Annotated in this window: 23 protein-coding genes and 2 tRNA genes; 10 read left to right on the plus strand and 15 right to left on the minus strand. The window is 64.0% G+C overall.

The genetic code is table 11. The features are described from left to right. Positions 1 to 5: 5 nt before the first annotated feature. The 10 genes from ureG to AC1C2O_RS02070 all read right to left on the minus strand — a co-directional run bounded on the left by ureG (position 6) and on the right by AC1C2O_RS02070 (position 6,654). On the minus strand, positions 6 to 746 hold the full coding sequence (ureG, locus tag AC1C2O_RS02025; RefSeq protein WP_495428769.1) for an urease accessory protein UreG: 741 nt from the start codon (positions 744 to 746) through the stop codon (positions 6 to 8). Next, on the minus strand, positions 743 to 1,753 hold the full coding sequence (locus tag AC1C2O_RS02030) for an urease accessory protein UreD (protein WP_495428770.1): 1,011 nt from the start codon (positions 1,751 to 1,753) through the stop codon (positions 743 to 745). Before AC1C2O_RS02030 ends, ureG begins: the two co-directional genes overlap by 4 nt. Continuing rightward, positions 1,638 to 2,312, minus strand: coding sequence for an urease accessory protein UreF (locus AC1C2O_RS02035; protein ID WP_495428771.1), 675 nt, complete (start codon positions 2,310 to 2,312; stop codon positions 1,638 to 1,640). Before AC1C2O_RS02035 ends, AC1C2O_RS02030 begins: the two co-directional genes overlap by 116 nt. Position 2,313: 1 nt before the next feature. After that, positions 2,314 to 4,023: an urease subunit alpha gene (locus AC1C2O_RS02040; RefSeq protein ID WP_495428772.1), complete on the minus strand. Its 1,710-nt coding sequence runs from the start codon at positions 4,021 to 4,023 to the stop codon at positions 2,314 to 2,316. Beyond that, the gene (locus AC1C2O_RS02045; protein WP_495428773.1) at positions 4,016 to 4,552 is read right to left on the minus strand and encodes an urease subunit beta; all 537 of its coding nucleotides are present in this window, start codon (positions 4,550 to 4,552) and stop codon (positions 4,016 to 4,018) included. The genes AC1C2O_RS02040 and AC1C2O_RS02045 overlap by 8 nt, the downstream gene beginning before the upstream one ends. Beyond that, entirely contained in the window at positions 4,549 to 4,839 is a 291-nt protein-coding gene (locus AC1C2O_RS02050; protein ID WP_495431643.1) for an urease subunit gamma, read from the minus strand. Before AC1C2O_RS02050 ends, AC1C2O_RS02045 begins: the two co-directional genes overlap by 4 nt. Positions 4,840 to 5,014: 175 nt before the next feature. Then, positions 5,015 to 5,090, minus strand: a tRNA-His gene (locus AC1C2O_RS02055). Positions 5,091 to 5,126: 36 nt separating this feature from the next. Continuing rightward, positions 5,127 to 5,753, minus strand: a complete 627-nt coding sequence (gene orn / locus AC1C2O_RS02060; RefSeq protein WP_495428774.1) for an oligoribonuclease — start codon at positions 5,751 to 5,753, stop codon at positions 5,127 to 5,129. A 36-nt stretch (positions 5,754 to 5,789) separates the two neighbouring features. Continuing rightward, positions 5,790 to 5,864 (minus strand) — tRNA-Arg (locus AC1C2O_RS02065). A gap of 520 nt (positions 5,865 to 6,384) precedes the next feature. After that, positions 6,385 to 6,654, minus strand: a complete 270-nt coding sequence (locus AC1C2O_RS02070; RefSeq protein WP_495428775.1) for a hypothetical protein — start codon at positions 6,652 to 6,654, stop codon at positions 6,385 to 6,387. Positions 6,655 to 6,850: 196 nt separating this feature from the next. Between AC1C2O_RS02070 and AC1C2O_RS02075 the strand changes: the two genes are divergently transcribed. From AC1C2O_RS02075 to AC1C2O_RS02090, 4 genes are all read left to right on the plus strand, one after another. Continuing rightward, positions 6,851 to 7,387 carry a single-stranded DNA-binding protein gene (locus AC1C2O_RS02075; RefSeq protein WP_495428776.1) on the plus strand — a complete coding sequence of 179 codons (537 nt, stop codon included), beginning with the start codon at positions 6,851 to 6,853 and terminating at the stop codon, positions 7,385 to 7,387. Between the two features lie 98 nt (positions 7,388 to 7,485). Then, positions 7,486 to 7,983, plus strand: a complete 498-nt coding sequence (locus tag AC1C2O_RS02080) for a DUF6993 domain-containing protein (RefSeq protein ID WP_495428777.1) — start codon at positions 7,486 to 7,488, stop codon at positions 7,981 to 7,983. A gap of 180 nt (positions 7,984 to 8,163) precedes the next feature. Continuing rightward, entirely contained in the window at positions 8,164 to 9,843 is a 1,680-nt protein-coding gene (gene ettA, locus AC1C2O_RS02085; RefSeq protein ID WP_495428778.1) for an energy-dependent translational throttle protein EttA, read from the plus strand. Continuing rightward, on the plus strand, positions 9,836 to 10,354 hold the full coding sequence (locus AC1C2O_RS02090) for an acyl-CoA thioesterase (protein WP_495428779.1): 519 nt from the start codon (positions 9,836 to 9,838) through the stop codon (positions 10,352 to 10,354). The genes ettA and AC1C2O_RS02090 overlap by 8 nt, the downstream gene beginning before the upstream one ends. A 21-nt stretch (positions 10,355 to 10,375) precedes the next feature. On the opposite strand, the gene AC1C2O_RS02095 is transcribed toward AC1C2O_RS02090, so the two are convergent. Continuing rightward, positions 10,376 to 11,263 (minus strand): acyl-CoA thioesterase, encoded by an 888-nt coding sequence (locus AC1C2O_RS02095; protein ID WP_495428780.1) that lies wholly within the window; start codon positions 11,261 to 11,263, stop codon positions 10,376 to 10,378. A gap of 47 nt (positions 11,264 to 11,310) precedes the next feature. Here AC1C2O_RS02095 and AC1C2O_RS02100 point away from each other — a divergent pair, with 47 nt between their 5' ends. After that, entirely contained in the window at positions 11,311 to 11,976 is a 666-nt protein-coding gene (locus AC1C2O_RS02100; protein ID WP_495428781.1) for a DUF8185 domain-containing protein, read from the plus strand. Positions 11,977 to 11,983: 7 nt separating this feature from the next. Here AC1C2O_RS02100 and AC1C2O_RS02105 read toward each other — a convergent pair whose 3' ends face one another. The 4 genes from AC1C2O_RS02105 to pepN all read right to left on the minus strand — a co-directional run bounded on the left by AC1C2O_RS02105 (position 11,984) and on the right by pepN (position 17,826). Further along, positions 11,984 to 13,642 carry an FAD-binding dehydrogenase gene (locus AC1C2O_RS02105; RefSeq protein WP_495428782.1) on the minus strand — a complete coding sequence of 553 codons (1,659 nt, stop codon included), beginning with the start codon at positions 13,640 to 13,642 and terminating at the stop codon, positions 11,984 to 11,986. A gap of 11 nt (positions 13,643 to 13,653) precedes the next feature. After that, positions 13,654 to 14,091, minus strand: coding sequence for a globin (locus tag AC1C2O_RS02110; protein WP_495428783.1), 438 nt, complete (start codon positions 14,089 to 14,091; stop codon positions 13,654 to 13,656). Then, the gene (locus tag AC1C2O_RS02115; RefSeq protein ID WP_495431644.1) at positions 14,088 to 15,179 is read right to left on the minus strand and encodes a mechanosensitive ion channel family protein; all 1,092 of its coding nucleotides are present in this window, start codon (positions 15,177 to 15,179) and stop codon (positions 14,088 to 14,090) included. Before AC1C2O_RS02115 ends, AC1C2O_RS02110 begins: the two co-directional genes overlap by 4 nt. A gap of 79 nt (positions 15,180 to 15,258) precedes the next feature. After that, positions 15,259 to 17,826: an aminopeptidase N gene (gene pepN / locus AC1C2O_RS02120; protein WP_495428784.1), complete on the minus strand. Its 2,568-nt coding sequence runs from the start codon at positions 17,824 to 17,826 to the stop codon at positions 15,259 to 15,261. Positions 17,827 to 17,947: 121 nt separating this feature from the next. Between pepN and AC1C2O_RS02125 the strand changes: the two genes are divergently transcribed. Genes AC1C2O_RS02125 through AC1C2O_RS02145 form a run of 5 tightly spaced genes read left to right on the plus strand, consistent with a single transcriptional unit; the run spans position 17,948 to position 22,801 of the window. Beyond that, complete coding sequence (locus tag AC1C2O_RS02125) at positions 17,948 to 19,129, plus strand: ferrochelatase (protein ID WP_495428786.1); 1,182 nt, start codon at positions 17,948 to 17,950, stop codon at positions 19,127 to 19,129. A 19-nt stretch (positions 19,130 to 19,148) separates the two neighbouring features. Continuing rightward, a complete protein-coding gene (locus tag AC1C2O_RS02130; protein ID WP_495428787.1) occupies positions 19,149 to 19,634 on the plus strand; it encodes a ribose-5-phosphate isomerase in 486 nt (161 codons plus the stop codon). 1 nt (position 19,635) lies between these two features. Next, complete coding sequence (locus AC1C2O_RS02135) at positions 19,636 to 20,658, plus strand: Fpg/Nei family DNA glycosylase (protein ID WP_495428788.1); 1,023 nt, start codon at positions 19,636 to 19,638, stop codon at positions 20,656 to 20,658. Positions 20,659 to 20,684: 26 nt separating this feature from the next. After that, positions 20,685 to 21,326: an FMN-binding negative transcriptional regulator gene (locus AC1C2O_RS02140; protein ID WP_495428789.1), complete on the plus strand. Its 642-nt coding sequence runs from the start codon at positions 20,685 to 20,687 to the stop codon at positions 21,324 to 21,326. Continuing rightward, positions 21,323 to 22,801, plus strand: a complete 1,479-nt coding sequence (locus tag AC1C2O_RS02145; RefSeq protein WP_495428790.1) for an amidohydrolase — start codon at positions 21,323 to 21,325, stop codon at positions 22,799 to 22,801. Before AC1C2O_RS02140 ends, AC1C2O_RS02145 begins: the two co-directional genes overlap by 4 nt. Positions 22,802 to 22,810 lie beyond the last annotated feature (9 nt).

Genomic DNA, 22,810 nt, shown 5'->3' on the forward strand with positions numbered 1-22,810 from the left:
TCGAGTCACTCGTGTGAATGAATGTAGCCGCCGTTCTCATCGGCGTGGAAGTGCGGCGCCATCGGGCCGGGGTCGGTGGGAACATGCTCACCGCTGTGATGGCGTGCATGCAGCTGTCGCACCCAGTCGCTGAGAAGCTTGATCGTCTCGGGTTGCTTGCGCGAGACGCCGAGCACTGGTCGTCCTTCCCTTGCGGCGCGAGCGTCGGACAGCATCAACTCGACATCGACGTCGACGTATTCGGCGAGGTCGATCTTGTTCACGATCAGCAGGTCGGCTCGCGCGATGCCGGGTCCGCCCTTGCGAGCAACATCGCCTCCGCCGGCGACATCGAGTACGAAGAGCTGCGCATCGACCAGCGCGGGGGAGAAGGTGGCGGTGAGGTTGTCGCCTCCGCTTTCCACGAAGACGATGTCCAGCGGAGCGAAATCGCTCTCGAGATCCTCGACGGCGAGCAGATTCATAGTGACGTCATCGCGGATCGCCGTATGCGGGCAGGCCCCGGTCTCGACCGCTCGGATCCGCTCGGCGGGGAGCACTCCTTCGGCGCGCAGGAAGCGGGCATCCTCATCGGTGTAGATGTCGTTGGTGATCACGCCGATGCGGAACTCCTCGGCCAGAGCACGGCACAGCGTCGCGATCGTGGAACTCTTCCCCGTGCCAACGGGGCCAGCGACTCCGATGCGCAACGCGCGGGTCTCGGGAGTCGTAGTCTCGCGGGTGGTGGTGGCGAATGAATCGGTCATTTGCTCTCCTTGCGTTCACACGGCCCCGTCGGGGCAGTTTCCTTCTCAGGGTCGAGCGGTTGGGACCAGGGCGGCCCGACGAGCGTCAGCGCAGCGTCCAGTGCGTCTCGGAGTGCGAGGTTGTCTGCTGCGACCGCTGTGGTCTGCACAGTGTCATCGTCGAGTCCGACGCTGACTGCGTTCGCGTTTATCACATCGGTTCGGTCTCGACCGATGCCCGAGTCCGGGTCGATGACGATCAGGTTGCCCACTGCTTTCGCTCGCTCGGCCACTGACGGGCTGTCCCAGCCGGGATACCGCGGGCCGAGTCGGAGCGTCTGGTCGTAGACGGGGCGCTCGCCTCGGACGACCCGGAGGTGCTGTTCGATGTTGCCCGGCGCCTCGGCGTGACGGCCGATGATGAGTTCCTCCCGCAGATGGAAGCGAGCGGATGCGGCGAGGTCCACGAAGATCGACTGCCGATGATCACAGCCGCGGGCTGCGATCACGGGCTCGGGGAGCCAGATCAGGGTTCCTCCGTCGTCGACTCGCACGGTGAATATCATGCGCGAGGGCTCCCCGCGCGTGCCAGGGAGAGCGATCGTCGCCGAGATCTCGTTGAGTACCAACACCGCGCCGGGACCGACATGGATGTCGAGCGAGAGATGGTCTCCTCCGAGCGGCGCAGCGGCTCCCGCAGAGAGGGAGGCGCGTCCGGCGATCGCCGATCGGTGGGCCCATGGCTCGAACCCCTTGGGGTGCGTGGGTCGCAGCACGAGCGGACCCTCCGAGCGCAACCTCGTGAGACTGTTACGCGCATTCACGAGATCGCACCGCAGCGCGGCATGCGCTGTCATCGCGGCAGGTCCCGACCGGACGATGACGTGCCCGGCAGAAGTGGGAGAAGCGGTCTCACGAAGCAAAGAGTCGCACCTCCTGGGCATGGTGGTGTGCGGCGATGATGTCCGAGAGTGGTGCGGCATGCGACGGCATAGAGTCTGGGGTGGTATCTGCGAGAGCAGCGGCATCCGCCCCGATCTCGTCGATGAGCGGCACGAGCTCAGCCAAGGCGCGGTGTGCTTCGAACGGATCGACGCTCATGAGCTTGGCGACAGCCATCGTCGGGCCCATTAGTGTCTCGTGCAGAAGTCCGCGGGCCGCGTCGATGGGTTCGAGTTCAAGCATGGCGGCCGCGGCGCCGAACGCGATTGGGTGATGCAGGCGACGGGGGAGTTGCTGCTGGAGTTCGTGAGGGCGGATGGAGGACCACGCGCGCATCAGCTGACGTCCCAGGGACTGGGATACCTGACGCAGCGCCGGCGACGGAGTGCGCGCGTGGAATTCCGCGTCGAGCGTTTCGATGAGGTCCATGCGTCCGTCGAGACATGCCCGGCACGCCGCGGCGGCGAATGCCGCGGCCACCGCGCCGCTCGTGGTGGCACGACCGATCAGAAACCGCTGGAGATCTGCCAGGTCGCGCACCCATCCCAACCGGATCGCCGACTCGAGTCCGCCCGAGTGCGCGTATCCTCCGGCCGGCAGGCGACCGTCGGAGAGCAACAGCAGAGCTTCCACGGACTTCGCCATGTCAGAAGAGGAAGTACCGCTGTGCCATGGGCACCTCGCGAGCGGGTTCATGCTCGATGAGTTCGCCGTCCACTGTCACTCCGTAGGTATCGGGATTCACCTGTATCTGAGGCATCGCCGTGTTCAGAGTCATGTCGGCTTTGGAACGGTTTCGCACGTTTTCAACCGGCACGAGTTCACGCTCGACGCGAAGCCGGTCGGCGAGTCCATCATCGATGGCGGCCTGGGAGACGAAGGCCACGCTCGTCGAGGACGCGCTGGGGCTGCGGCTGTTGAACCCCGCCCGCGGCAGCACCGGCTGCGGGGTCGGGATCGAGGCGTTCGGGTCTCCCAAGGCGGCGGATGCTGCCATGCCGCCCTTGATGACGGTGTGCGGACGCACCCCGAAGAGTGCGGGCTGCCACAACACGAGGTCTGCCATCTTCCCGACCTCGATGGAGCCGACGTGTTTCTCTAGACCGTGGGCGATCGCAGGACAGATCGTGTACTTGGCGACATAGCGGCGTGCACGGTTGTTGTCAGCGCGACCATCGCCGGGAAGCGAGCCGCGGATGCGCTTCATCTGGTGTGCCGTCTGCCAGGTGCGCAGCACGACTTCGCCGATACGACCCATCGCTTGGGCATCCGATGACATGATCGACAGCGCACCCATGTCCTGCAGCACGTCCTCAGCGGCGATCGTCCCGGCCCGCACCCTGCTCTCGGCGAACGCGAGGTCGTTCGGCACCTGTGGGTTGAGGTGATGCGCAACCATCACCATGTCGAGGTGTTCGTCCACCGTGTTTACGGTGAACGGTCGGGTCGGATTCGTCGACGCGGGGAGCACATTCAGCTCCGAGGCGATGCGGATGATGTCTGGGGCATGCCCGCCGCCGGCTCCCTCGGTGTGATACGAGTGGAAGGTTCGTCCGTCGACCGCGCGCAACAGATCCTCTACGAACCCGGCCTCGTTGAGCGTGTCGGAATGGATCGCGACCTGCACGCCCGATTGATCCGCGACGCGCAGCGCCGCATCGACGACAGCGGGGGTCGCACCCCAGTCCTCGTGCACCTTGAAGCCGCCGGCGCCGCCGCGCAGCTGCTCCCACATCGCCTCTTCTGACACGGTGTTGCCGCGCCCCAGCAAGAGGTAGTTGACGGGGAGGGGTTCCATGCTCTCGAACATGCGGGCCAGCCACCAGGCCCCTGGAGTTGCGAGCGTCGCCTTAGATCCTTCGAACGGTCCGGTGCCTCCGCCGACCATGGTGGTGGTGCCGGTGGCGAGTGCGAGCTCGAACATCTGAGGGCCCACGAAGTGCACATGGGTGTCGACGGTTCCCGCGGTGATGATCATGCCGTTGCCGGACATGATCTCCGTGGAAGGTCCGATCACGAGGGTCGGATCGATACCGTTCATGGTCTCCGGATTCCCGGACTTCCCGATACCGCATATGCGCCCGTCGCGGACCCCGATATCCGCTTTAATGATTCCCCAGTGGTCGAGGATGACAGCACCGGTGATGACGAGATCAGGGGTTCCCTCCGCACGTGTCGCGCACGACTGCCCCATGGATTCGCGGATTGACTTGCCGCCGCCGAAGACGGACTCGTCGCCGCCGCCTGAGCGATCTTCCTCGATCTCGATCAGGATGTCGGTGTCGGCGAGGCGGATGCGATCGCCGGTGGTCGGTCCGTAGGACGCGACGTACTCGGACCGGGGGATCTCAGCCATCAAGCTTTCCTCTGCACAGTCCTCGCAGGCCGCGCACGATGCGCTGCCCTTGGATAGGAACCAGTTCGACCTCGGCGATCGCGCCGGGTTCGAAGCGCACGGCGCCGCCCGACATCACGTTGAGCCGCTTCCCCCATGCCGCATCGCGGTCGAAGTCGAGGGCAGCATTCACCTCGAAGAAGTGGAAGTGCGAACCCACCTGGATCGGACGGTCAGCCGTGTTGGATACACGAAGAGTGGTGACCTCGAGCCCGACGTTGATGAGCACGCCCTCGTCGGCGAGGAACAGCTCACCTGGCACGATCGGTGGCTCCGGTGGCATCCTCGGCGCGTCGCGTAGCGGTGCCTGTCGCTCTCCCAAGCCGGGGCGGCGCGGCTCGCTGGGGTTGCTCAGACCGGAGGAGTGCGTGCGCTCGGCCTTGCTAGTGAACTTTTTGTTCTCGTCAGGGTACTCGCGCCCCGGATAGTCGCTGGGGTGCTCCGGGCGCGGCGCCTTCTCGATCGGTGCGCTCTCGTCATCAGCGTTCATTGGATCGGCCCCGTCACTGTCACGAGCTTCGTACCGTCGGGGAACGTCGCCTCGATCTGCACCTGCGCCAGCATCTCGGGCACGCCGTCCATGACGTCCTCGCGGGACAGGATGTGACGCCCCTGCTCCATCAGATCAGCGACAGACTTGCCATCGCGGGCGCCCTCGTAGAGGGCGGAGGATATGAGCGCAGTCGCCTCGGGCAGGTTCAGTCTGAGACCGCGCGATCGTCGCTCGCGGGCGAGTTGGCTCGCCAGGTAGATCATGAGCCGTTCTTGTTCATGCATATTGAGGAACACTCATACTCCTAGGAGTCTTCTCGACATTGTCGTAGACGTCGATATCAGCTGACGCTACCACCGTCGGAATTCAGAGTGGAGAACAGATTGTGAGAGTCGAGGGCCGAGCGCGTGTCAAGAGACAGAGAAGGCCCGGATCCTGAGATCCGGGCCTTCTCGACACTGGGGTGGCTAACGGGGCTTGAACCCGCGACCCCCGCGACCACAACGCGGTGCTCTACCAGCTGAGCTATAGCCACCATGTGCCCGCCGAAACAGGCAACTAGACGATTGTATTACACGTCCGAGGTGAACGACGACACGGTGCGCTCAGAGATCGCTCGAGCCTCGTCGCTGGTCGGTCCTGGGTCGTCCACGAAGACCGCTTCGCGGTAGTACTGCAGTTCACGGATCGACTCCAGAATGTCTGCGAGAGCCCGGTGACCGCCGTTCTTCTCCGGCGCCTGGAAGAACACGCGCGGGTACCAGCGCCGTGAGAGTTCTTTGATGCTCGACACATCGACGTTTCGGTAGTGCAGCCAGTTGTCGATCTGTGGCATGTACTTCGCGAGGAACATGCGATCGGTGCCGATCGTGTTGCCGGCCAGGGGAGCTTTACGCTCGAGAGGCACGAATTTCTTGATGTAGGCGAGAGTCTGCGCCTCGGCATCCGCCAGGGAGATGCCGTGAGGAATTTCTTCAATCAGACCGGACGTCGCGTGCATCTTGGTGACGAAGTCATTCATGTTCGCCAACGCGGAGTCGTTCGGTTTGATGACCACCTGGAACCCCGGGTCGAGCGGGCGCAGTTCGAAGTCAGTGATGACGACCGCGATCTCGACGAGCTCATCCGTAGCGAGATCCAGACCGGTCATCTCGCAGTCGATCCAAACAAGTCGATCGTTGTCAGACGCAGATACCATGCCCTCATTCTACTGAGGGCATGGACATTGCGGGTTTGGTCCCCCAGGCACGATTCGAACGTGCGACCGGCGACTTAGAAGATCGATGCTCTTCCACTGAGCTACTGGGGGTCACCATCTAGATTAGCGATACTTTTGGCGACGCTCATCTGCATTGCATCTAATCGCGCTTACGTGCGCGCCATTCTCGGGCGTAGGCGTTTCGTCGTTCGTGACAGAGCGTGCACGGACATCCGCGCCGCCCCTTCGAGCCGCCGCCATGCGGCACAGTTCGTGCTTTGGATTTGACCGCGGCCGGTGCGGGAATGGGCAGTCCGAGGGAGATCAAGTGCTTTCGGTGGCCGGCGCGAGCCGAAGTTCGGCGTCGATGGCAATTCGCGCACACCACCTCGCACTTGGCAATTTCTGCCGATATCAGTCGCCACGAACGAGTTGACGCATTGACTGCGCGGGACACTTCAAATCTCTTCGTCGCGCCAGGCAGATGATCGAAGTCGAGCACCACAGGATCGGTCTCGCCACAATCGGTACAAGGGTGGGATGCGAGGTACTCAATCAGCTGCAAGAAGTTCTTGTGCCGGTGTATGGCTTGTAGTGCGCTGAGCTGCGCCCCCGTGCTCGGCACGCACCATCACCCGTTGCGCAGAGCCTGCACGGCGTCGTCTGGTCGCCAGAACTCGCCGACGAGGCGGAAGGCGCCGGTGACGAGGTGCAAGCGCTCGGCGCGGTAGCGCAGTCCGAGCGGATCTGCGACCAGGCGCAGGTGGCCGAGAACCTTGCCGGCCGTGTCTTGTACACGCCAGAGGTGATCCGATGCGCGGACAAGTTGTTCACGCTGTGAAGAGAGCTGGGGCGGCGCGTATGGCACCTCGGGCAGGTGTTGAGTCAGTGTGTCGGACATCGGGTTCTCCTTTCACCTCGAACATATGACCGACCTCCGACATTTCGCAGGCGTGCGGGGGCAACGTCCTTTCCTCCACTGATCAGCAAATTGGATGGGTTCTCCACCGAACGCGCCTTTCCGGCCTCGCGCTGGCGGCCGCAGAGCGCACTCTGATGTGATCCGGGCGCGTCCCGGGCACACAGAGGAGACAGAAATGAATGACACCGTGACGATCCTTGGCCGCGTGGGCGCAGACCCGAACCGGATCGCGACGAGCACCGGGGATTCCATCGTGAAGTTTCGTGTCGCCAGCCCGCAGAGCAGGTACGACTCGAAGTCGCAAACATGGATCGACACCGGCACCAACTGGTACACAGTCTCGGCATTTCGCCAGCTCGCTGATCACGCAAAGGCCTCGCTTCGTCAGGGCGACGGCGTGATCGTCACCGGAAAGCTCAAGCTCCGTGAGTGGGAGAGCGGCGGGCGAAAGGGGATGAGCGCAGACATCGACGCCGAGGCGATCGGGCACGACCTGCGATGGGGCGCGAGCGCCTACATCAAAGCCAACAGCGCTGCGTCCGCTTCGCGGCCGGTGCTGAGCGAGAGCGGCATCACGCCGGTCGAAAGCCCCGTCGAGAACGAGGTGGATGAAGCCGAGCTGGATGACGCCGATGATTCGGCAGCGGAGGAGTCGGAAGGCGAAGAGCCCGAAATGGCGCTGTCGAGCCAGTCATGGGCGTCGAGTCAATGAAGTCGAGCCGATGAACTCGTCGTGAAGACCCGGTCTGCCTGGCACCACATGAGCGTCGCCTGGGAAGGGCTGACGGGGTGCGCCCGTAGGATCGGAGCGTGCCTCGTCGATTCCCCACAGCCCGCCGTCGCTCCGTCGTCGTCACCACGATGTTGCTGGTAGGGCTCGCGTTGACCGCGTGTACATCTGAGCCTGCGCCAGAACCAGAGGCCACTGCGAGCAGTGCTCCCAACGCCACCGCGTCGCCCACGCCCGAGGGCCCTGCTTTTCACATCGATGGCACGGCCGAAGACAACCTGCCGATCTTTACGGCGATTGTCGAACGGGTCGGTGCGTCGCCGGAGAACACCTCTGGGCGCGCGTATATCGACGCTCTGGTGGCAGCAGGGTTTGACCGTGCCGGCATGCAGGTGACTCAGGACACGACAACAGTGGGTAATCCCGCCGAGAGTCTGCAGTTCTCGGTGCGCTGGGGCGACGACCTCTGCCTCATCGGACAGGTCGGTCCGTCGACCGGTGCGCCTGTCACCGCGATCATGGATCAGCTTGCTGAGGGACGCTGCCTGATTGGCAACACCCGCTCGATCGACTGGTGAAATACCGGTAGTTACCGGCGAGCGAGGAGCCTACCTACGCGGCTGAGATCGTCGCTGCGGCCCGCGCGAACGATCAGGTGGGTGTTGCGCCGTTCCCGGGTAGGCTGGAAGGAGACTTTCGTGCTGTATCGGCGGCACGACGTAGGATCCGATTTTGACCAGTAAGGGCGTTTAAACGGTATGGCTGAATACATCTACTCGATGGTTCGTGCACGTAAGGCAGTGGGCGAGAAGCTCATCCTTGACGACGTGACGATGTCCTTCCTCCCCGGGGCGAAGATCGGTATGGTCGGCCCGAACGGCGCTGGTAAGTCAACGATCCTCAAGATCATGGCTGGCCTCGACAACCCGTCAAACGGTGAAGCGAAGCTTTCGCCGGGATTCAGTGTCGGTATCCTGCTGCAGGAGCCCGAACTCGACGAATCGAAGACGGTACTGGAGAACATCCAGGAGGGCGTCGCGATCAAGCCGAAGCTTGACCGCTTCAACGAGATCTCCGCGCTGATGGCTGACCCGGATGCTGACTTCGACACGCTCCTCGCTGAGATGGGTGTGCTGCAGGAAGAGATCGATGCCGCTGACGGCTGGGATCTTGACTCTCAGCTTGAGCAGGCCATGGATGCACTTCGCACGCCGCCAGGAGATGCTGAGATCGCTCCGCTCTCCGGTGGTGAGAAGCGTCGTGTTGCTCTCGCCAAACTGCTGCTGCAGAAGCCTGACCTCCTGCTCCTCGATGAGCCCACCAACCACCTCGACGCCGAGAGCGTGCTCTGGCTCGAGCAGCACCTGAAGGCCTACAAGGGTGCCGTCATCGCGATCACTCACGACCGGTACTTCCTCGACAACGTCGCAGAATGGATTGCTGAAGTCGACCGTGGTCGCCTGATCGGCTACGAGGGCAACTACTCGACTTACCTGGAGAAGAAGGCCGAGCGCCTCAACATCCAGGGCAAGAAGGACCAGAAGCTCGCGAAGCGACTCAAGGACGAACTCGAGTGGGTGCGCTCGAGCGCCAAGGGACGCCAGACCAAGTCGAAGGCGCGTTTGGCCCGCTACGAAGAGATGGCCACAGAGGCGGAGCGGACTCGGAGGCTTGATTTCGAGGAGATCCAGATCCCCGCTGGTCCGCGCCTCGGCAGCGTCGTAATCGAAGCGAAGAAGCTCAACAAGGGTTTCGGAGATCGCACGCTCATCGATGGCCTGAGCTTCAGCCTGCCGCCGAACGGCATCGTCGGAATCATCGGCGCCAACGGCGTTGGCAAGACCACGCTGTTCAAGACGATCGTCGGCCTCGAGTCGCTCGACAGCGGCGACCTGAAGATCGGCGAGACGGTCAAGATCAGCTACGTCGACCAGTCACGCGCGAACATCGACCCGGACAAGACGCTGTGGGAGGTCGTGTCCGACGGCCTCGACATCATGATGGTCGGCAAGATCGAGATTCCTTCTCGTGCATACGTCTCCAAGTTCGGGTTCAAGGGCCCGGACCAGCAGAAGAAGGCCGGTGTGCTCTCCGGTGGTGAGCGCAACCGTTTGAACCTGGCACTGACGCTGAAGGAGGGTGGCAACCTGCTGCTCCTCGATGAGCCCACCAACGACCTTGACGTCGAAACCCTGAGCTCGCTTGAGAACGCCCTGCTTGAGTTCCCCGGCTGCGCCGTGGTCATCACTCACGACCGGTGGTTCCTCGACCGCATCGCCACGCACATTCTCGCTTACGAGGGCACGGACGAGAATCCGGCGCAGTGGCACTGGTTCGAGGGCAACTTCGAATCGTACGAGAAGAACAAGATCGAGCGTCTCGGCGCCGACGCGGCAAACCCGCACCGTTCGACTCACCGCAAGCTGACGCGTGACTGATACGCCGAGCACGGCGGGCGTTCCGACAGTGTTGGCGCCCGCCCCGCGCATCTCCATCCCGATTCAGCTTCGCTGGGGCGATCTTGACGCGTACAACCACGTCAACAACACCTCGATGCTGAAGCTCCTGGAAGAGGCGCGCGTGCGTGCCTTCTGGGCGCCCGACGAGGGCGAGGAGGCACCGCCCACCGCTGTGCTGCAGACCGGGATCGCGTCTGGCACACTGTCGCTCATCGCACGTCAGGAAATTGAGTACCTGGCGCCCGTGCCGTACCAGCGCCGACCGCTCGACGTGCAGCTGTGGTTCGGCAAGATCGGCGGCTCCAGCGTCGACGTCTGCTACGAGGTTTTCAACGACCCCGCGAACGAGACGCGGGTGCTGTACGCGCGCTCCACGGCCGTGCTCGTCCTTGTGAACGCCGACAGCGGACGCCCGATGCGTGTGCCCACCGCGATGCGCCAAGCATGGGCGCCGTACATCGGGAAGCCGAACACCTACGCACACCGTTGAGATCGTGGCGGGGCACCGAAGTCAGTTCGCGTCCGGCACCCGGATCATGATCTCTTGAGAGACACTGGCCGCGAGCGCACCCTCACGCGTGTAGACCCGCCCGGTGGCGAGGCCACGACCACCGCGGGCGTTCGGTGACTCCTGCACGTAAAGCAGCCACTCGTCCACGCGCGCAGGACGATGCCACCACATCGCGTGGTCAAGACTGGCGACCTTCAGTCCTGGTGTCGCCCATGACACACCATGCGCGCGCAGGATCGACTCCTGTATCGTCATGTCGCTGAGATACGCGAGAGCGGCCCGGTGGAGCCTCTGATCATCGGGCATCGGGGCGCGTAGGCGCATCCAGACGGCCTGCCGTGGGGAACGGTCTCCCGACACGGAAATATAGACCGGCTCTTCCAGATGACGGACTTCGACCGGGCGTTCAGTCAGCATCCGGCCCATGCCGGCTCCCAACTCCGCGGCGAACCGTTCATCGGAGTCGAGCAGCTCGGGATCCGGCACGCCCTCTGGCATCGGCGCTGCATGCTCGACTCCCGGCGCTTCGTCCTGAAACGACGCGATCATGGAGAAGATCGGGACGCCATTCTGGTATGCCTGTGAACGCCGAGTCGAGAAGGATCGCCCGTCGTGGATGCGGTCGACCGCAATCGTCACTCCCCGTGTGGCATCACCTGGCCGCAGAAAGTAGCCGTGCATCGAGTGCACTGCCCGGTCTTCCGGCATCGTCCGCTCTGCCGCGATCAGCGACTGCCCGAGCACCTGGCCGCCATAGATGCGCCCGGTCGGCATGCTCTGCGACTTTCCCGTGAAGATATCTTCCGTCGTGCGAGCGTTGCTCTCGTCGAGATCCAGCACGTCGAGCAGATTATCGACGGATGCCTGAGCCTGTGCGTCTACATTCATGGCGCTCCTCCCGCGACCACCGATCGCATCGTTGATAGTTTAGAACGGTGCAACAACGCCTTGTCCTCGCCGACGCCGATACCGCTCGAGATGTCCTCACCTTCGTCGGCCGCGCTGGGCAGATCTCTGACGAGGGCGTGCGCCTGCAAGGAGCCGGTGGCATCCTCGCGCTGACCGCCGCTGCGCTGGCACCGCAGGGACTGTTCGATCAGACGCCGACAATTCTCGCGATGCGCATCGTTCGTGCCGACCCAGAACTCGAATGCGACATCGTGGTCGATGAGCTGACCGCCGACGAGGACGAGCGGATGCTCCAGCTTCCTGACACCGGGCTTTCGCCCGCCTGGGCAGGTGTGGCGCCGCCGCGTGGCGGTTGGGAGCACACCGGCACGCTGGACGCGGCAGCAGTGGCGCAGCGTGCACAGTGGGGGATCTCCGCCGTTGCGCGCGGAGCAACTCCTGGTGCAGGCGAAGATGCAGTACGAGCACTCAGAGCGGGCATCTGGGGCGAGCCGGATGAAGATCTCTCTGGTCTGCCACGCGGTATGGCGTTCGCCGCGCACGCCTTCGGCTTCGTGTCCGGTGAAGAGAGCGTGGCAGTGACCACATCAGGCCGCTGGACTCGCCTGGGCTTCAGCCGCGGGCATGTGTTGACCCGTGGACCCATGGTCACCGGCCTCACCGCGGTCCGCGGAACCGGATCACGCGCGTAGCGAGATATCAGCGCGCCGCTGCGCGCCCTGCCTGCCGACCCGAGAACAGGCATCCGCCCAGGAAAGTGCCCTCCAGAGCACGGTATCCGTGCACGCCACCACCGCCGAAGCCGCTGGCCTCTCCGGCAGCGTACAAGCCAGGAATCACCGTGCCATCGACGTCGAGCGCACGCCCGTCGAGATCGGTCTTGATGCCGCCCAGAGATTTGCGGGTCAACACGTGCAGCTTCACGGCAATCATCGGACCTGCTGCCGGATCTTGCAGACGATGCGGCGCTGCGGTGCGGATGAGCTTGTCGCCGCGGTAGCCTCGCATCGAACGCAGCATCCCGATCTGAGTATCCTTCGTGAAGTCATTCTCGATCTCGCGGTCTCGCGCGACGACCTCGCGGCGAACCGCATCGATGTCGAGTATTTCTCCGCCGGCGTGCTGCTGCATCTGCTCGAGCAGACTGTCCAGATCGTTCTCAACGATGAAGTCTTCGCCCTCATCGAGAAAGGCCTGCACCGGACCCGTCGGACCCTTTGCCAGGCGTGACTTGAGCAGCAGGCGCACGTCCTTGCCAGTGAGATCTGGGTTCTGCTCGCTGCCAGACAGGGCGAACTCCTTCTCGACGATCTGCCTGGATGTGACGAACCACGAATGGTCATGCCCGGTCGTGCGCAGGTGCTCAAGAGTTCCCAGGGTGTCGAACCCTGGAAACAGCGGAACAGGTAGCCGCTTGCCGGTGGCATCCAGCCACAGAGACGACGGACCAGGCAAAATGCGGATGCCGTGAGCCGGCCACACCGGAGACCAGTTGGTGATGCCTTCAACGTAGTGCCACATGCGGTCGCCGTTGATCAGATGCGCGCCAGCGGCCTCCGAGACCGCGTGCATCGAGCCATCGACGTACGCAGGCACGCCGGAGAGCATGTGCGCGGGCGGGGTGCCCAGCCGCTCAGGCCACGCGGCACGCACGAGGTCGTGGTTTCCGCCGATGCCGCCGGAGGACACGATCGTGGCGGCCGCAGAGATTTCGAAGTCTCCCACCACCTCGCGCGACGAGACCGCGCCGCGCTCGGCCAAGCTGTCAGCGAGTCGATCGCCGCGCGCGCCCACCACAGCGCCGTCGGTGACAACAAGTTCAGTCACGCGATGCCGGGGGAGGACCGTCAACGTTCCTGCATCCTCAGCCTTGTGCACGGCATCTGCAAAAGGTGCAACGATGCCGGGGCCAGTGCCCCAGGTGATGTGGAATCGTGGCACAGAGTTTCCTGGTCCGATCGCGCCGTACCCGCCGCGCTCCGCCCAGCCGACCACGGGGAAGAACCCGACGCCGCGTTCACGGAGCCATGCGCGTTTCTCGCCGGCAGCGAACTGCAGATAGGCCTCTGCCCATTTGCGGGGCCAATGATCTTCCTCGCGATCGAACGCCGCGTTGCCGAACCAGTCTTGGGTGGCCAGTTCCAGGGAGTCTTTGACACCGAGGCGTCGCTGTTCGGGGGAGTCGATGAAGAACAGGCCGCCGAAAGACCACCATGCTTGTCCGCCCAGATTCGAGCGCGGCTCTTGATCGACGAGGATCACCCGCTTGCCGGCGGTGGCGGCTTCAGATGCGGCCACGAGTCCGGCCAGCCCCCATCCGATCACAAGGACATCTGCAGACAGGGGCGTTGTCGTCATTCGTTCTCCGTTTAGTCCGGACTGCTGCTGCGGGTCTCAAGGGTCGTCCGCCCCGCCGGGGCGGGACCGATGCCTGACGACTCCATGGTGTTCACCATTGCATATGCTGCCCGCTCCAGGTAGTCCCAAAGCGTGGAATCATGCAGCGGTGACAGCTGCACTTCATCCAACGAGGTGCGCATGCAACGCAGCCAGCGGTCGCGCGCATCCGGGTTGACGTGGAACGGCTGGTGGCGCATCCGCAGTCGGGGGTGCCCACGACGCTCGCTGTAGGTCGAGGGTCCACCCCAGTACTGCGCCAGGAACAGCGTGAACCGCTCCGCCGCGGGGCCAAGATCTTCCTCCGGATACATCGGCTTCAGCACTGGATCCAGGGCGACCTCGCGGTAGAAGCCATCCACGATCCGCTCGAACGTGGCGTAGCCGCCGACCTCGTCATAGAACGTCATTCGGTGTCCTTCGGTGTCTCGGGCTTCGGTGGCTGGGGCTTCGGATCCTTCTTGCGCCAGATTCCTCGTAGTACTGGGGGGACGCCGGTAACTGGGTTCGGACGAGTCCTCGGGGGATTAGCGCCTCGCACTCGGCGCGCGCCCTCAGGCCCCGTGGGCACGACGGATTCGAGGCTCGGCAGGGTGAGCCCCATCTCCTCGACTGCGCTCTTGAGACGCATGCGCAGTTCGCGCGCGACGTCATCCTTCGCGTTAGCACGCGTCTTCAAGACCACACGGATGACGATCGCCTCGCCGGATATCGATTCCAAGCCCCACACTTCGGGTCGCTCGATGATGCGGGTACGCCATTTCGGATCCTTCGACAGGCCGTCGGCGGCGGCGAGCAGGGCCTTCTCAACCTCTGGGACATCAGCATCGACCGGAACACCGAGGTCGATGATCGCGCGAGCCCAGCCCTGCGACATGTTGCCGATGCGCAGCATCTCGCCGTTGCGTACGTACCAGAGTGTGCCGTTGACATCGCGCACCTGGGTGACGCGAACGCTCACATATTCGACGACGCCGCTGGCGAGTCCGGTATCGACGACGTCGCCGATTCCGATCTGATCTTCGGCGACGATGAACAGCCCGTTCAGTACATCTTTGACAATGTTCTGCGCGCCGAAACCGAGACCGGCGCCGAGCGCAGCGGTGAGCAGTGTCAGAGAGCCGATGAGATCTGGAGCGATCACTGAGACGACCATGAGCAGAGCCACCAACACGAGGGCCACATTGATGATGTTCTGCAGGATGCTGCCGAGCGTGCGCGTGCGCTGGATCAGACGCATGTCCGCGAGTGGAGAGCGCTCCAAGGCCTGTGTGTCATCGACGTTGGCCTTCGACTTCGCACTGTCGACGATGCGGTGAACGATCCGGCGGACGGCGAAACGGAGGACGAATCCGATGAGAAGCGCGACGACGACGATGATCGCGACGCCGATCGCTTTTTCTCCGATGACCCTCAGCACCGCAAGAAATGACTCCCAGGTCTCGTTCACGGTCTCCGGCTCGACGGGCGGGTCGATGTTCTCGAAGGGAAGGGTCAGCACCCTCCGATACTAGCGATCGGGCCTCTGCACTGGCTGGAAAGCGCAGCGGCAGAGGCCCGATCGATGGTGCAGCAGATCAGTCAGTCTGTTCGTCGTCCTCGGCATCACGAGCTTGCGCCGTGAGTGCGCGCTCGACATCGGCCAGGCCCTCGCTCACGAGGCGACGCAGTGCCGGTGCAGCATCCGCATTGGCGGAGAGCCATGCCCGCGTTGCCTCGCGGAGCTCGGTATTGGCAAGTGACGTCGGGTAGAGGCCGACGATGAGGTAACTTGCGATCTGGTAAGTACGGGACTCCCATACCGGCAGCAGCATGTCGAAGTAGCTCTGCACGAACTCGCCGAGTACACCTGCACTGTTCGGGTGCGTGAAGCCGAGGGCGGCAGAACGCACGATCGTGTTCGGCGCATCGTCGTTGTCGACAAGCGTCTCCCAGGCGATGCGCTTGTCAGCGATTGTCGGAAGCGCTGCGCGTGCCTGAGCAGCAAACTCTGCACCCTTGGACGTATTGTCCGCGGCGAGTGCGGCGTCGATGGAAGCGGCATCCGTCGCGCCGATTGAAGCGAGCCCGACAAGCAGTTGCCAGGAGAGATCCGTGTCGATCTCAAGGCCGGGCAGGGTCTCCTCGCCGGAACGAAGCCGACCGATGATGCCGGCGTGCTCCGTGTCTACCAATGCGCCGGAGAACGCGGTAACGAACTGCAGCTGGTTGTCGCTGCCGGCCTGGGCGCTGTGAGCGAGGTCCCAAAGGCCATCAGCAATCTTTCGGCGCGCTGCGTCTCGGTCTGCAGGCGTCACGTACAACGTCGCTGCAGTGCGCAGCTGCGCGAGCGTGGTGCGCACAGTGGTCGACTCGGTCTCGCGACCGATGTTGCCGAGGACCAAGTCGAGATAGTCGGATGCTGCGCTCTCGGCGTCGCGGGTCTGATCCCAGGCCGCGCCCCAGATGAGAGAACGCGCAAGCGGGTCTGTGATGTCGCCGAGGTGCGCGATCGCGGTGGCCAGTGAACGCTCGTCGAGGCGGATCTTCGTGTAAGCGAGGTCGTTGTCATTGAGCAGCACCAGATCGGGGCGCTTCTGACCCTGGAGTTCCGGAACCTCAGTGCGGTCCCCGTCGACGTCGATCTCGACGTAGTGGGTGCGGGTGAGCGAGCCATCCGCGAGGTTGTAGAAGCCGATGCCGAGGCGGTGCGGGCGAATCGTCGGGTAGTCAGCGGGTGCGGTCTGCGTGATGGCGAAGCGGGAGATCACGCCATCCGCGCCTTCGGCGATCACGGGGGAGAGGGTGTTGACTCCCGAAGTCTCGAGCCACTTCTTGGACCACACGCTGAGGTCGCGGCCGCTGGTGGCCTCGAGCTCGGTGAGCAGGTCTGTGACCTCGGTATTGCCCCACGCGTGCTTCTGGAAGTACTGGCCGACGCCGGCGAAGAACGCCTCGATACCCACCCACGCTGCGAGCTGCTTGAGTACTGATCCGCCCTTGGCGTAGGTGATGCCGTCGAAGTTGACCTGGACGTCCTCCAGGTCGTTGATCTCCGCGACGATCGGGTGTGTCGAGGGGAGCTGGTCCTGGCGGTAAGCCCAGGTCTTCTCCATGGCATTGAACGTGGTCCACGCTTCGGTCCACTCGGTGGCCTCGGCGGTGGCGATGGTCGAAGCCCACTCAGCGAAGGATTCGTTCAGCCAGAGGTCGTTCCACCACTTCATGGTGACGAGGTCACCGAACCACATGTGCGCGAGCTCGTGCAGAATCGTGACGACACGGCGCTCCTTGACAGCGTCGGTCACCTTGCTGCGGAAGACGTAGGTCTCGGTGAACGTGACGGCGCCGGCGTTCTCCATGGCTCCGGCGTTGAACTCCGGGACGAAGAGCTGGTCGTACTTGGCGAACGGGTACGGCACGCCGAACTTCGATTCGTAGTACGCGAAGCCCTCGCGCGTCTTGTCGAAGATGTAGTCAGCATCGAGGTGCTGCCAGAGGCTCTTGCGACCGAAGACACCGAGCGGAATGACACGGCCGTCAGCGCTGGTCAGTTCGGAGAATGTCGACTCGTAAGGTCCTGCAACGATCGCCGTGATGTATGAGGAGATGCGAGGTGTCGCCTCGAACCCCCACGTCGCCGTGTCATTCGCGTCGTGCTTGATCGGCTCGGGAGCAGGCGAGTTGGAGACAACTTGCCACGCTGCAGGAGCGGTCACCGTGAACTGGAACGTCGCCTTCAGATCGGGCTGCTCGAACACCGCGAACACGCGGCGGGAATCAGGAACCTCGAACTGCGAGTAGAGGTAGACCTCGCCGTCCACCGGGTCTACGAAGCGGTGCAGTCCCTCGCCGGTGTTCGTGTAGGCGCAGTCAGCGTCGACGACGAGGACGTTCTCGTCCTTAAGGTTCGCCAGCGTGATGCGGGAATCTGCGAACACCTCGTTCGGGTCGAGCTGCTCCCCGTTGAGGGAGATCTCGCGTACCTCGCGTGCGATCAGATCAATGAACGTGAAGCTATCCGGCTTGGCGGTGAAGCGGACGACGCTGCGGGACCCGAAGATCTCGGCGCCCTTCGTCAGATCGAGCGAGATCTCATACGACTGTGTGTCGATGAGAGTTCGGCGCTCCTGCGCTTCGATTCGGGTGAGGTTCTCTCCAGGCACAGCTGTTTCTCCCAGGGGTTCGGGGGCGCTACCTAGGCTCGACGCAGCTGGCGTCGACGGCAACCATGACAGCCTACGCCAGGAGTGCGCAGACCCGGGTGAGCCGTGAAAAGATGAAGGAGTGACTGCGCCCGATCAGATTGTCGTTCCGTTCGCTTCCGCCGCCGCTGCTACCGGTGCCGAGTTCGTCGAGACTCCGGTGGCATATGACGCCCTGGTGCTCGCCAGCTTCGGCGGCCCAGAGGGGCAGGACGACGTCATTCCTTTCCTCCGAAATGTGACTCGGGGTCGCGGCATACCCGATGAGCGGCTGGAAGAGGTGGCCCATCACTACCGTCATTTCGGAGGAGTGAGCCCGATAAATGGGCAGAATCGCGAACTGAAGGCCGCGCTGGAGGCCGAGCTCGCCCGTCGCGGCATCGATCTGCCGGTGTACTGGGGCAACCGCAACTGGGGACCGTTCCTCGACGAGGCTTTCGCCGAAGCCGCCGCTGACGGCCACTCCACCCTTCTCGTTCTGGCGACCAGCGCATACAGCTCGTACTCCAGCGACCGCCAGTATCGCGAAGACATCGCGCACGCGATCACCAAGGCAGGCCTTGAAGAACGCGTCACCGCCGATAAGGTGCGCCTCTACTTCGATCACCCCGGTTTCGTGGCGCCCTTCCAGGAGGGCGTGGATGCCGCGGTCAAGGGCTTCCTCGCACAGGGCATCGCGGCATCCGATATTCACGTGCTGTTTTCTACTCACTCGATTCCCACGGCGGATGCAGAGCGCTCAGGTCCCCGCGATGTGGACTGGGGACCAGGTGGCGCCTACGCGGCGCAGCACCGAGCGGTAGCTGAACACATCATCGAGCAGCTTGGTGCAGTCACCGGCGGTGCCACCGTGCCGTGGCAGCTGGTGTTCCAGTCGCGCTCCGGCCCGCCCACGCAGCCCTGGCTTGAGCCAGACATCAACGATGTGATCGCTGAGCTTCCGGCCGCCGGTGCGAAGGCCGTCGTTATCGTGCCGCTGGGCTTCGTCAGCGACCACATGGAAGTGCTGTGGGACCTCGACACCGAGGCGACAGAGTCGGCCGCTGAAGTCGGTCTTCCCTCTGTGCGCACCCAGACCCCGGGTGTGCACCCGGCGTTCGTCTCAGGTCTCATCGACCTGGTGATCGAGCGGATCGAGGGGATGCCGGCATCCGAGCGTCCGCATCTCACCTCTTTGGGACCCTGGCACGACGTCTCGCGCCCCGGCGACTGCGAGAACGTGCGTCTGAGATTCAAGCCTGCCGCCGCAGGCGTTGCGCCGTGACACTTCTAGGATGGTGAGCATGCGCATCCACATCGCCACAGACCATGCGGGACTGGAATTCTCCACACAGCTGCAGGACCACCTGCGTACGCTCGGACATGAAGTCATCGATCACGGACCCGTCGAGTACGACGCTGTCGACGACTACCCGGCGTTCTGCATCCGCGCTGCGCAGGCTGTTGTCGCTGACCGCTCAGTCGGAGTCGAGGCGCTCGGGATCGTGTTCGGAGGCTCCGGCAACGGCGAGCAGATCGCGGCGAACAAGGTGCAGGGCATCCGCGCCGCGCTCGTCTGGAATCTGTCGACGGCAGAACTCGCACGCGAACACAACGACGCCAACGTGATCTCCATCGGAGCACGTCAGCACACGTTCGAAGAAGTCGTCTCCTTCATCGAGCGCTTCATCGTCACGCCGTTCTCGAACGACGAGCGTCATGTGCGGCGCATCGGTCAGATCGCCGACTTCGAGCGTGACGGTTCGTTGCTTCCGGACCCACGCGCCTGACATGCCTGAGGGACATTCCGTTCACCGGATCGCTCGACAGTTCGATCGCAACTTCATGGGCAAGCCGCTGCACGCGTCGAGTCCGCAGGGACGCTTCGCCGAAGGTGCGGCTGTGCTCGACGGGCGCGAGGCGCTGAGTGTGAAGGCGGTGGGCAAGCAGATGTTCCTCGAGTTCGAGGGCGACCTCTGGCTGCGCGTACACCTCGGGCTTTACGGAGCCTGGGACTTCTCCGGCGAGATCATGCTTGATCCGACCATCGCCTCCGCGAACGGGCGGATGGGGCAGACGAATCAGCGCGGCACGGACCTCGATGCGCTGGGCGCGCCGAATCTGGATGACCCGATTCTGGACAGTGCTGGTGAGAACTCGCTCGCGTCGATCGGTGCGCCCAGGCGAACGCGCGTGCACGTGCGCATGTCGGAGCAGACCAAGGGTCTGGCCGACACGGAAATGGAGTGGCCGCCGCCCATCGTCGGGCAGGTGCGGCTCCGTTTGATGACAGACATCACTGCGGCCGACCTTCGGGGCCCGACCGCGTGTGCGCTGCAGACACCTGACGAGATGCTCGCCTCGGTCGCCAAGCTCGGACCTGACCCCCTCGTGGGCGATCCGGTCGAGAACGAGGAGCGCTTCGTGCGCGCCGTGCGCAAGAAGGGTACGGCGATCGGGCTGCTGCTGATGGATCAGTCTGTCGTCAGTGGGATCGGCAACGTGTACCGCGCTGAGATGTTGTACCGCGCGCGGCTGAACCCACACACACCAGGCAAGGCTGTGCCTGAGGAGCTGGTTCGCGAACTCTGGCACGATTGGGCGCGGCTGTTGCCGGTCGGCGTGGAGACCGGCCAGATGATGACGATGGATGATCTGTCGACAGAGGGCTACCGTGCCGCGATGGCCAGCCGAGACGACCGGCATTGGGTGTACCACCGGGCGGGTCTGCCATGTCGCACCTGCGGCACTGAGATCGCGCTCGAAGTGATCGGTGCGCGCAAGCTCTACTGGTGCCCAAAGTGCCAGGCGTAACCGGGCTCCCGGCATAGGCTGAGAACATGCGCCAGAACCCGAGTTTTGCGATGACCGATATCGCCGAGCTGCGTCGTGTCATCGAGACCAATCCCTGGGCGACTGTCGTGGGACGAGACGCCGAAGGCATGACGGCGTCGCACTACGCGGTCCTGCTCGACCCCGAGCGCGACGATCTCACAGTCGTCGGCCATGTCGGGCGTCCTGACGACCTCGTCCTCGGACTCGGAGAACAAGAGCTCCTGCTCGTTTTCCAAGGCCCACACGGCTACATCTCACCGGGTTGGTACGGCGACGTACCGGCAGTTCCCACCTGGAACTATGTTTCGGTGCATCTCTCCGGAGTTCCGGAGATCCTCGAGGTCGAAGAGAATCTGCGAGTTCTGGAACACCTGGTCGATCACTTCGAGAGCCGTTTCCCCTCGCCTCGTGGCATGTGGACGGTGCCGAATGATGAGGCATTTGTTCGCCGTCTTGGATCAGGAACGGTCGGGTTCCGGCTGACGCCCACGCGTATCGTGGCCAAGCGGAAGCTCAGCCAGAACAAGTCTGACGACATTATTGAGAACGTCATCCTTGAGCTCGCGCGCGACGGCGAGTATGCGAATCCTGCTCTTGCGGCAGAGATGCAGCGTGCGCACGACGCCAGACTCAGTAAACGAGCATGACGTCTGTCGGTGACGCCGTCGCGGTGATCCGCGAGGTCCGGATCGCTGGACCAGGGCGAGAATTTCTGATGGACGACGAGCCGGTCGACATCCACGTGAGCGGTGGTCGAATCGTCGACCTCGCACCCACCGGGGCGCTGCCGGCGCATGGTGTGGTGCTCGAGGGTCATGGCGCGTGGGTCGTTCCAGGGCTGTGGGACCACCACGTGCACAGCGTGCAATGGGCGCTCGCATCCGAAAGAGCACAGCTCGACGGAACCGCTTCTGCCGTCGAGGCCGCTGCACGGATGGCGTCTGTCGCACCGCTGGCAGATGGCAGACGCGTAGGGACAGGCTTCCGTGATGCGTTCTGGACGGATGCGCCGTCCCTGGCGGTGCTGGATGCCAGCACCGGCGACGCGCCGACCTACTTGATCAACGCCGATGTGCACAGTGTCTGGTTGAACTCTGCCGCGCTGCGGCGCGAAGGGTTCATTGCCCCGGACGGGATGCTGCGCGAGGACGACGCTTTCGAGATCTCCCGGCGCCTGAACGCGGTGGATCCCCTGCACGGCGATCGTGCGGTGACCGTTGCCGGTGCTGCAGCGGCTGCGCGCGGGGTCACCGGGATCGTCGACTTCGACATGGCCTGGAATGCTGATGCCTGGGCGCGACGCGTGGCAGGCGGATTCGCATCACAGCGTGTGGAGTTCGCGGTCTATCCGGCCGACCTTCGGCGTGCGATCATCGCTGGGCTTCGCACCGGCGATCCGCTGCCGGGAACCGACGGACTGGTTCATGTCGGTTCGTTGAAGGTGATCACTGACGGGTCCCTCGGTACGCGGACTGCGGCGTGCTCGCACTCATATCCAGGAGACGAACCGGATTTCGGCGTTCTCAATGTTGCGCCAGACGACCTGATCGAGCTGCTGACTGCCGCCACCGGTGCCGGCTTCGCCGCGGCGATTCATGCCATCGGAGACCGCGCCGTGTCATCCGCGTTGGACGCCGTCACCGTTACTGGCGCCAGGGGCACGATTGAGCACACGCAGTTGGTGCGGCATGCTGATGTCGCGCGGATCGCGCGGCTGGGGCTTGCGGCCAGCGTGCAGCCGCAGCATGCGCTCGATGACCGTGACCTTGTTGACGGATATTGGGCCGCGCAGACGTCGATCGGGTACCCGATGGCGTCGCTGCGTCGTGCAGGCGTCGATGTGCGACTGGGCTCGGATGCCCCGGTGGCGCCGCTTGATCCGTGGTACGCGATCGCGTCGGCCGTGCACCGCACCGACGACGAGCGCCAGCCGTGGCATCCAGAGGAGCAGCTGACGCTCGACGAGGCGCTTACTGCGAGTGTTCGTAGTGCGGTGCGGCCCGGTGAGGTCGCCGATCTGGTGCTCTGCGGCGCGGATCCGCGGTCGGCGTCTATGTCGACGCTGCGCCGGATGCCGATCCTGGCGACGCTGCTGGAAGGCCGCGTGACGCACGTCTCTTGATTTAACTTC

Source organism: Microbacterium sp. Y355 (assembly GCF_059445345.1).

Bases quoted from the DNA above. Each gene is read 5' to 3' on its own strand.
- AC1C2O_RS02130 (WP_495428787.1), top strand. From the start codon at position 19,149: ATGCGCATCCACATCGCCACAGACCATGCGGGACTGGAATTCTCCACA.
- AC1C2O_RS02145 (WP_495428790.1), top strand. From the start codon at position 21,323: ATGACGTCTGTCGGTGACGCCGTCGCGGTGATCCGCGAGGTCCGGATC.
- AC1C2O_RS02070 (WP_495428775.1), bottom strand. From the start codon at position 6,654: ATGTCCGACACACTGACTCAACACCTGCCCGAGGTGCCATACGCGCCG.
- AC1C2O_RS02140 (WP_495428789.1), top strand. From the start codon at position 20,685: ATGCGCCAGAACCCGAGTTTTGCGATGACCGATATCGCCGAGCTGCGT.
- AC1C2O_RS02075 (WP_495428776.1), top strand. From the start codon at position 6,851: ATGAATGACACCGTGACGATCCTTGGCCGCGTGGGCGCAGACCCGAAC.
- AC1C2O_RS02030 (WP_495428770.1), bottom strand. From the start codon at position 1,753: ATGCCGCTGCTCTCGCAGATACCACCCCAGACTCTATGCCGTCGCATG.
- AC1C2O_RS02110 (WP_495428783.1), bottom strand. From the start codon at position 14,091: ATGACGTTCTATGACGAGGTCGGCGGCTACGCCACGTTCGAGCGGATC.
- ureG (WP_495428769.1), bottom strand. From the start codon at position 746: ATGACCGATTCATTCGCCACCACCACCCGCGAGACTACGACTCCCGAG.
- AC1C2O_RS02035 (WP_495428771.1), bottom strand. From the start codon at position 2,312: ATGGCGAAGTCCGTGGAAGCTCTGCTGTTGCTCTCCGACGGTCGCCTG.
- orn (WP_495428774.1), bottom strand. From the start codon at position 5,753: ATGGTATCTGCGTCTGACAACGATCGACTTGTTTGGATCGACTGCGAG.
- AC1C2O_RS02045 (WP_495428773.1), bottom strand. From the start codon at position 4,552: ATGAACGCTGATGACGAGAGCGCACCGATCGAGAAGGCGCCGCGCCCG.
- AC1C2O_RS02105 (WP_495428782.1), bottom strand. From the start codon at position 13,642: ATGACGACAACGCCCCTGTCTGCAGATGTCCTTGTGATCGGATGGGGG.
- AC1C2O_RS02040 (WP_495428772.1), bottom strand. From the start codon at position 4,023: ATGGCTGAGATCCCCCGGTCCGAGTACGTCGCGTCCTACGGACCGACC.
- AC1C2O_RS02135 (WP_495428788.1), top strand. From the start codon at position 19,636: ATGCCTGAGGGACATTCCGTTCACCGGATCGCTCGACAGTTCGATCGC.
- AC1C2O_RS02095 (WP_495428780.1), bottom strand. From the start codon at position 11,263: ATGAATGTAGACGCACAGGCTCAGGCATCCGTCGATAATCTGCTCGAC.
- AC1C2O_RS02050 (WP_495431643.1), bottom strand. From the start codon at position 4,839: ATGCATGAACAAGAACGGCTCATGATCTACCTGGCGAGCCAACTCGCC.
- ettA (WP_495428778.1), top strand. From the start codon at position 8,164: ATGGCTGAATACATCTACTCGATGGTTCGTGCACGTAAGGCAGTGGGC.